The organism is Mycobacterium sp. (genome assembly GCF_019247615.1).
GTDB lineage: Bacteria > Actinomycetota > Actinomycetes > Mycobacteriales > Mycobacteriaceae > Mycobacterium.
On sequence record NZ_JAFBAT010000070.1, the window covers coordinates 1 to 8,955 of the forward strand.

Below are 8,955 nucleotides of genomic sequence, written 5' to 3' on the forward strand. Positions count from 1 at the left end.
CCCGGACGCAAGGGCCGCCGTCAGCGAGTCCCAATTGGTCAAATCGGATTGGAGTCCGGCCGGCAACGACCACGAGGAGGCCAAGTGCGGTAAGTCGAGGCCGGACAGCAGATTGCCCGACGCCTTGCCCGACGCCGGAGTCGCCGATTCCAGGACACCGCTCGCCAGGCGTTGCAGCGCGCTCGGTACGGCGTTGACCAGCCGCGACAGCTGCATGCCGGCGGCCGGCGTCGTCCCGGCCGCGGTGGTTTGCGGCGGGGCCGCGAAGGGCTTTAGCTGTGCCGCGGCCGCCGACCAGGCGGCGTAGGCGTACATCGCGGCGGCGTCCTGGGCCCACATTTCGAGGTAATGGGCTTCGGTGGCCGCGATGGCCGGCGTGTTTTGGCCCAGGAAATTGGTGGCGACAAGCGTCGCGAGCAAGGCACGGTTCGCCGCCACCACCTGCGGCGGGACCGTAGCCGCAAACGCCGCTTCGTAGGCGCCGGCGGCCAGCTTGGCCTGGCCGGCCGCCTCCTGCGCTTGCGCGCCGGTGGCGGTCATCCAGGCCACGTACGGCGCGGCTGCGGACGCCATGGCGATGGACGAAGGACCGGTCCAGGGACCCGCCGTCAAGCCGTCGATCGTGGAGCCATACGCGGCCGCCGTCGACTGCAGCTCCGCCGCGAGCTCGTCCCAAGCCGCGGCGGCAGCCAGCATCGGCGCGGCCCCGGGCCCGTCGTACATCCGACCGGAGTTGACCTCCGGTGGTAGCGCCCCGAAATTCAACATCGATACCTCCGGTCCTCGGTGCCCGCCATGTCGAGGCCATCGACTGCGGTTGCGCGTACAGCCACGCCGTGGCAGACATGAATTCGCGAAAACCGCCGTCGATTCGGTGCGCTGGGCCCAAGCGGCTAAATCGTTCGGCGACATTCTCGCGCGGTAATAATAAGGCGAAAAATCACCGGTAAAACAGCGATTTACCTGGGAAGATGCTGCCTACCGGATAACACACGGATTCGGAAATCACATTGCTAGTAAGTCGTCAACTAAATGGCAGCAACCATTCAGGAACCTTAGGGGGATTAGGCCGTCAGGAAATGCTTAGCCGAGAGAAATGGGCACTTGGCCCGAGCTCAGACCGCTTCCCGCGGAAGCTACGTAGTCTTCTTCTCGGCCACGGCCGCCTTGAGACCCTCTGCCAGGTCGTCGGCAGTCAGTTCCTTGAATCGCAGCAACTGATCCTCGCTGAACTCGGTAAGGTCGCTCGCCAGGACCGCATCGAGATCTTCGTCGTCCAGTCGGAAGCTGCGGTGGTCACGCGCCTTCTCCACCACGTTGCGCACAAAGCCGGCGTTGCCCAGCGTATCGATGCCGCGAATGAGGTCGCCGTCTTCCGAGTAGCTCTCGTCGAGGTAGAACTTGGTGTACGACGGCAGCAACGCCTCGGCCGCTTGGTCGGTGATGACGTCTTGGTTCTCCGCCCCCATCAGTTTGGTCAGCGCGACAAGCTCGTCCGGGGTATAGCTGTAAAACTCGATCACGGTCGAAAAGCGCCGCCGCAGGCCCTGATTCACTTCCAGCATCTTGTCCATGGCTTTGGCGTAACCCGCCCCGAAGACCACCAACTCGTCGCGGTGATTTTCCATGTACAGCAGGAGCGTGTTGATGATCGCGTTCCCGTACGGGTCGCCTTGGTGGTAGCCGCGCTCGTGCAGGGTGTGCATCTCGTCGAAGAAGACCGCCCCACCCAATGCTCCCTCGAGCATTTCCTCGGTGTTCTTCTCGGCATCCGCCATATACCGGCCCAGCAGCTTCGTCCGGCTTGTCTCCACGACCAGCGGCTTGCGCAGCACCGTCAGCCCGCACAGCTGCTTGGTGAAGGCGCGCGCGACCGACGTCTTGCCGGTGCCTGGCGGGCCCAGCAGCAAAGTGTGGCGGGACGTCACCGGCACCGGTAGACCCATCTTGGCGCGAGCCAAGTTGACCTTGGTAGTCGACTTGATGAGCTTGATCTCCCGCTTGGCTCGCTCCATGCCGAGCATCGCGTTGAGCTCTGCATCCCCCTCGGCCAGGTACTTGGCGGCCTCTTGGGCGTGGCGAGCGGCCTCGGTCTGCGCGCGGGTCGGCGCACTGTCGGGGTCCCAAGGATCGGTGCGGGCCTCGATCGTTTCGGGGTCGGTCAGTATCAACCGATAGTTGGGGTTATCCAACGCTTCACGGGCCGGAGTGAACTTCGGATCGCGCGAGTAGACCCGCCGCAGCAGCTCGACCGCCTCTTCCTCGCGACCGACGTGTCGCATGCACATGCCTTGGGTGTACAAGGCGATGTTGGCTGCACCCGGCACCCGGTCACCCTCGATGGCGGCTTCGCCGCGCCGAAACGCCTCCTCGAACACTCCGAGCGACGCGAGCGCGGTGGTCGCCATGGCCGCGCCCGCGGCCTTGAGTTCGGGGTGCCGCCACGTCTTGCCCTCGGGGAACTGCGCGAGCACGTCGGGCCAGCGGCCCGTGCGAAAGTAGAGCACCCCCCGCACATACTCGACCACTTCCTCGTCGAACGGGTGGCGGGGATCGATGCCGTCGAGCAGCTTGGCGGCTTCCTCGTAACGCTTCGCCTCGGCGAGAACGGCGGCATACACGCAGGCCAGCGATTCCACGCTGGTGATCGCGAGGCGCAAAAACAACCCGTCGGAGACTTCGGGGCGAAACTGCAGGTCGCTGACCCCGAGGCGGCGGGTTTCCCAACCGAACGTCCGAACGGCGGCCCACGCGCCGGAGAGCACGTCGATGCTCTGTTCACCCGCCATGATCCGGGCCAGCCAGGCATCGCACATCCCCGGATCGAGGGTGGTCGCCGTGTTGAACATTTGCGACGCCACCTGCGGGTTGTGGCTCGGCTGCAGCCCGTTGACCGAGATTCCCGATGCCAGCAGGCCGGCGACCATGGCGTTCCGGGCGTCCTCGGCGGTTGATTGTGGGCGCGTCATTGCGCTACGGGCACACCCGCTGAGCCCTCACGCACCTGACCCACCGACAGCACCAGATCGTCGTCATGCAGGGTACGACTGGGGACTACCAGCAGGGGTCGATCCGACGGCGCGGGCAAGCTCGCGCGTACCGCCGCGAGCTGGCGGCCGGTGAGCCGGTTGAGTCCGGACGAAATCTGCCTGGCTAGGCGGCTGTCGCTGTGGTAGCGCACCCAGGCCGACACCTGAGCTCGGCCTCCGCTGGTGAAGAGCCGGACCGTGATCACAGTGGCCCCCGTATCGGGCGCGAACAGCTCTTCCAGGGTGTCGGTGGTGATGTCCGACGGTGTCAGCCAGAAGCTGCTGGTGAAGCCATTGAAGTGCTTGAGGTGACGCCAACCGGGCCGGCTCCATGTCGGTTCGAGGTCGGCCAGCACGGCGGCGTCCACCTCGGCGAACTCGTCGGCGGTCAACGGCCTCGCCGTACAACCAGGTCCGTTGAGGTCTTGGGCGAGCCGCTCGGTGGCCGCCGCCAGCGTGGAAGCCAGCGAATCGCGCGCGGCCACCGCGGCAACGTTGCGCTGTGGATCCATCCTCAGCACCAACCAGGTCCGGCGCACATAGGACGCGGGCTGATCGCTGACCACACCCCACTCCTCGGGCCCCCAGTCGTCCAGCTTCGACTTCTCCGCGGCCCGCATCTCTGGGCCCCCGCTGCGCACCTTCGCCGAGACGATCTCGATGCTCTCCAGGCGGATATCGAACTGGCGCAGGCCCTCGGCCACGGCCTGCACCGGCAACGTGGCCGGGGTGGTGCGATGGCGGTGGCGGCCGGGGGCCTCTTCCTCGCCGCCTTCGACCGCGATCACGGTGACCAGATGGCCTTCATGCTGACGTACGCCGACCTTGTCCCGCCCGAAGCGGCGCTGGTGGTCGATCGCCGGTGTGCATCCCGCAGCCAGCGCGGTGGCCGGATCGGTGGACCAATCCCACAGCCAACTCGCGACCCCGGAGGTCACGGTGAGCCCATGGTGCGTGACGACGGAGAGCACCGTGACGAGCGCTGCCAGGCCCACGCCCACCCAGAACGCGATGCGATGCTCACCCTGCCAGCTCTCCGGGCAGTGACTGGCCACCAACAAGATCAGGATGTCGACCAAAAACACCGCGGTTACCCGGGGCCACGACAAAGACAATCCAAACGTGCGCTCAGCCTTCATTGTTGCTGCTCCGCCCTCACTGCTGCTTCCGCGTTCGCTTCAAAAACATTGCTATACCGAATATTGCGCCGCCGACCAGTAATGCTCCGGTCAGCCCCCCGGCGGCCACCCATATCGGCACCTTATCCCGGTGAGGGGCCGGGGTAGGCATATTCAACGGAGCGGACAGCTGCTGCGGCGGCTTCGCCGGACCCTCCGGCACGTCCCAGGTCAGCGCCGCCACCGGGTCGACCACACCGTAGCCGACCTGGTTGTCGACGCCGCGTGCCGGAGCCCGCGCCGAGCGCTCCAACCGGTTGATGATCTGCGATGCGGACAGCTGCGGGAACTTGGCGCGGACGAGCGCAGCCACTCCCGAAACGATCGCGGCCGAGAAGCTGGTGCCCGCCGGAACCAGCAGCGTGTTCTCGGGACCGTCGATAGCGTTGATCAGGCCATCGTCGCGCGGCGAGAGCGAAATGACATCTGTCCCCGGCGCGGCGATTCCCACCCACGGTCCGGCGATGCTCGTCGAACCCTGGTTCCCACCTTGGGTGAGTGGCCGGCCGTCCTCATCGACCGCTCCGACCGTCAGAACGTAGTCGCTGAACCAGGACGGCGTTACCACGGTGGTCACGCCGGCCCAGTCGCGCGGATCCTTCGGCTGCATGGGATCAAAGACGGGATTCTGCTTGCAGTCCTTCTTGCTGCTGTCGCCGGCTGCGGCGACGATGACCACGTTCTTGTCCACCGCCGCGTACCGCACGGCCGCGCCCAGCGCACGCTGGTCGACGATGTTGCGCGCGCTCATGCAGGTCACGTCGGAGATATTGATCACCGTCGCCCCGAGGTTGGCCGCGTGCACGATCGCCCGTGCCATGGTCTGCACGTCGTCCACCTTCGCCCGCGTCTGCGGGTCCTCGTCACCGGTGTAGGCGTCTTTCAGGCCGAAGGCCTGGCTGGACTGGCGGATCGAGATGATGTCGACGTCCGGCGCGATCCCGCTATAGGCGTCCGGTGTCGGCGACGGCGCCGGCGGCGGTTTGGGCGGATCAAGCGGAGCCGGGCCGTGCGCGCTGTCCACGCCGATCACCCGCCGACCACCGGAGAAGCTCGGTATCGTCACCGTGCCCCCGCCCGCACGGTTGGCTGATGGCGCCTGCCCGGGTGCCGGCGCCTGCCCGGGTCCCGGGGCCGGTCCCTGCGCCGGCGGCAATCCGAACGGCCCCTGAGGAGGAGGCGGCGCTTCCGACGCCGACGGGGGCGGCGCCGGCGGAACCATCGTCACTGTCTGGGGCAAAGGTGACAACGTCACCGTTTGTGGTGGCGGCGCCTTCGGTGGCGGCTCCGTGGTGGGTATCGTGACGGGCTTGCGCGGTGCCGCGGGCGGCGCCGTTGCGCCGTTGGCCGGCGCCGCGCCGATCATCGACGCCACGATCGTGCCGTGCGCGTCGCAGTCCGACAATCCGTCACCGGACATGATGTAGTCGCCGCCGGGTATCAGGTGCGGGAACCTTGGATGCGGGCTCACGCCGGTGTCGATGACCGCGACCTTCTGCCCGGCACCGCGACCGAACTGCCACGCCTCCTGGAGGTTCAGCATGTCCATGTACTTCGGCTGCAGCCGAAAGTCGGTACCCGGCAGAACGCCGACCTCGGTGCAGTACGCGGTCTGCTTCATCGGCGCCGGAGGTCCGGGCGGACCATCGGGCGGAACGGCGGTCGGATCGATTGTGGGCGGCGAAATCGCATAGGCTGGCGGCAAACCCGCTAATGCGCCGGAAGCGAGCAGGAGTGCGGCGACGGTCGCGCGCGATGCGCGACCGCGCCACACCGGACTGCTAAGTGCGGCGACGGTCGCGCGAGACGCGCGACCGCGCCGCACCGGGCCGCTAGCGGTAACGAATCGCCGCATAGACATTCATCAGCCAGAATGCCAACGGGAAGATCGGCATCAGGCACAGGTACTCAATCCATTCCACGAACTTGCGGAACAGCGGGCTGTAGACGGTGTTGGGCACCACGGCAGCTGCTGTCAGGCCCGCTGCCGGCAACAGCACCAAGATCGCCACGCTGATCGAAACTGCCAGCGGCGATTGCAGTCCCAACGCGTACCGCACCACAACGGCGGCGACGATGATCACCGAGGTCGCGGCCAGCGTTATCGCCTGCCAGCGGTCCACATACGAGCGGCCCCGAAGCATGAGGAAGCCGGCACTGAAGCCCGCCAGCAACAGCGGCAGCCAGCGCTGCCCGGTGTGTGGATCCGACAACGCGGTCAGGGAGACCACCATCAGGACGCCCAGCCCCAGCAGCAGACCCGACAGGAATGACCGGGCGCGTTCGGCCTGCAACACCACGTCGCGCACCGACGCCGGACCCTCCAGGACCGGCGGGCCGCCCTCGGGACGCATCACCGTGGTGGGCAGGTCCGGCCGGGCCTCGAATACCCACCGGCTGGTGGCCGACGGGAACACCGGCAGCCGAATCCCCGACAACCGCCGGGCCAACGCCGGAGCGCCCTGGTAGGCCAGCACACAAACCAGCACCACGCAGCTGAAGTTCGTCACCGCGCTGGTATTGGCGACCATGCGCGCCAGGCTGGCGATCGCCGCTACGAAACTGATGGTGATGATTGCGGTGTAAATGCTCAGCCGGCGGCCGGTAAAGCGCAGGGCAAGCGCCGCGGCGATGGTGAGAACGCCGAAGCCCAACACAGCATGCGGCGCCCCGACGCCGCCCGGCGGGGCCGCCGCCGCTGCCACCGTCAGCGGCGCGAGGCCGCTCATCAGCATGGTGTCGGCGACGCGTCGATCCGCCACCGTCTTGGCGCGCATCGCCAGCATGATGGACACCGCCAGCACCAGCACGGCGATGATCGAACCGTAGATCGTCGGCAGCCAGGAATTGTGGTGCCAACGCCACCAACCCAGCAAACCGGATGCGAGCGTCACCCCGATCGCGACCATGGACGCGCCGACCTGCAACGCAACGACGGGGTCGATCGCGGCGAACCGCTTGCTCAGGTTCGCCGAAACCGCGGTGGAGATGTGCTCGATGACCTGCGATCGGTGCTCGCTGTCCGGGAGGAACCGAATCCACAGTCGGTCGCCGTCGTAGACGTCCTGCTCGGTCAGCGATTGGGTGGCGCGCAGCGGTGTCCCGTCGACCAGGCACAGGGCCCACCGGCCCCGCCCGGTCGCCTCCAGCGGAGTCTCGCCGAGTTCCCGCAGCCGGCTGTTGACCACCTTCAGCAGCGGGTCGGTCATCACCGAAACCGGGGCGTTGGCGTCCAGCAGAACGCCGACCTGGACACCCTCGCCGGCCATGACGCCGACGACCACAGCCCTGGGCTGTGAAATGCCCTCGATTTCTGCCTGTAAAGCATCGGCAACTGCGGTCATCGCCCTGCACCCCCTGCCATCGTGAACGGGTAGCCCGGTGTGGCGAGCCGCGTGGGCGCCTCTGTCGCTCTACGTGCCGAGGCGACGTCGCGCCCCGGGAGATGCAGCTCGACCATTTCGGATTTCATCTGCCTCGCCTTGCGATTAAAAGTCGTCGTGACATTGGTTTGAGAGGTTTGAAGTTTGCTAACGATCCTAGAGAAGTATGCCGTCTTCGTGTCCCGCCCGCATGTTCTCCGCAAAAGCGTTGGTGAAGTTTATGTTTCACCCGTGTGTCAAACCCGGCTGTGGGTTTTCCACTCGCCGTAGGGCAACGTGTCCAGGACGGTTTTTATCCCCACCTGCACCAGCTGCGGGGTTGCCGGGCAGATTGCCAGCCAGGCTTCGCCGGAGCCGGCCGTACGCGCCTGCTGGTAGAGCGCAATGCGGCCGCCCGAACCGTCTTTGAGCGACAGCACCGAGGCACTTGGGCCCTTGGCGTCGTCGCGGTATTGGCGCGCGTACACCGCGACCTCGGCGGCAGGATCCGACAGTGCCTGGCCGAGGGCGGCGACGGTGGCGGCGCTGATGCCCATTCGCCGCAGATCGCCCCCGGAAAAGACGTTGAAACCGGATTCCTGCCACGACTTCGTTGCTTCGAGCATCTCCTCCAGCGGCACGTTCACCGCATTGATCGCGGCCGGCTCCGCGTGGTGAATCGACTCGAGACCGTCCATGACCAACGACGCGATCGAGGCGCTGTCCGCGACGGCGACGTCGTCGACCGTGATGTCGCTGCCCACCCGCACGGCTGACACCCAGTGCTGGCCACGACGGGCCAGGACCACGCGGAACTCGTTGTCCGGGATGTCGCGCGAACCGGGCGGCTGGTTCTCATCCTCGACGACGCCGTAGAGCAGTTTGCCCCGCGACAGCAGGGCGACGACCTCCAGGTCGGGCGCGGCCAGCACCCGCATCCGCGCGGCAACCTGTTCCTGGACCTCATCGCCGACGACGATTCCCTGCTCACGCATCACCGCCATTCCTGGATGCTCGTTGAGCCAATCGCTGGAGTCGGTGGACACGAACGGCCGGCACCGCAATTCCGGCGCGACATGTCGAATGTCAAGCAGCGCCTGAAGCATCCAGAAACCATCGACGTTGACGGTGATGTCGGTGCGGGTGCTCTGTTGGTCCATGAATACCTCAGCGGTCGAATTAGTCGAAGTGTACGGAAACCGCAGGACGCGGCAGCACACCGGGGTGTGGTGTGCTGCCGCGCCTGAAGTTGGAGCTACGCCCAGCTGGAGCCGACGGCGCTGTCGGTGCTCGCCATGTTGCTGCCGGCGGTCTGCACCTTCTGGCCGTGAGCGTTGGCCTGCTCGTAGATCACCTGGAAGTTGCGACCCAACTGGGTGATGAACT

The 8,955-nt window shown here is 66.6% G+C and carries 6 protein-coding genes and 1 pseudogene; all 7 read right to left on the reverse strand.

Features of this window, described 5'->3' with window-relative positions; all coding sequences use genetic code 11:
* Nucleotides 1-768: PPE family protein (locus JO059_RS04645; protein ID WP_293314937.1), on the reverse strand; the 768-nt coding region annotated here is incomplete at its 3' end.
* Nucleotides 769-1,136: 368 nt separating this feature from the next.
* Entirely contained in the window at nucleotides 1,137-2,969 is a 1,833-nt protein-coding gene (gene eccA / locus JO059_RS04650; protein WP_293314938.1) for a type VII secretion AAA-ATPase EccA, read from the reverse strand.
* Complete coding sequence (eccE, locus tag JO059_RS04655) at nucleotides 2,966-4,168, reverse strand: type VII secretion protein EccE (protein WP_293314939.1); 1,203 nt, start codon at nucleotides 4,166-4,168, stop codon at nucleotides 2,966-2,968. The genes eccA and eccE overlap by 4 nt, the downstream gene beginning before the upstream one ends.
* A gap of 16 nt (nucleotides 4,169-4,184) precedes the next feature.
* A complete protein-coding gene (locus tag JO059_RS04660; RefSeq protein WP_293314940.1) occupies nucleotides 4,185-6,062 on the reverse strand; it encodes a type VII secretion-associated serine protease mycosin in 1,878 nt (625 codons plus the stop codon).
* Nucleotides 6,040-7,551, reverse strand: coding sequence for a type VII secretion integral membrane protein EccD (eccD, locus tag JO059_RS04665; RefSeq protein WP_293314941.1), 1,512 nt, complete (start codon nucleotides 7,549-7,551; stop codon nucleotides 6,040-6,042). Before eccD ends, JO059_RS04660 begins: the two co-directional genes overlap by 23 nt.
* A 275-nt stretch (nucleotides 7,552-7,826) precedes the next feature.
* Nucleotides 7,827-8,729, reverse strand: a complete 903-nt coding sequence (locus JO059_RS04670; protein ID WP_293314942.1) for an ESX secretion-associated protein EspG — start codon at nucleotides 8,727-8,729, stop codon at nucleotides 7,827-7,829.
* A gap of 95 nt (nucleotides 8,730-8,824) precedes the next feature.
* Nucleotides 8,825-8,955, reverse strand: a pseudogene (locus JO059_RS04675) (type VII secretion protein EsxI); the annotation flags it as partial.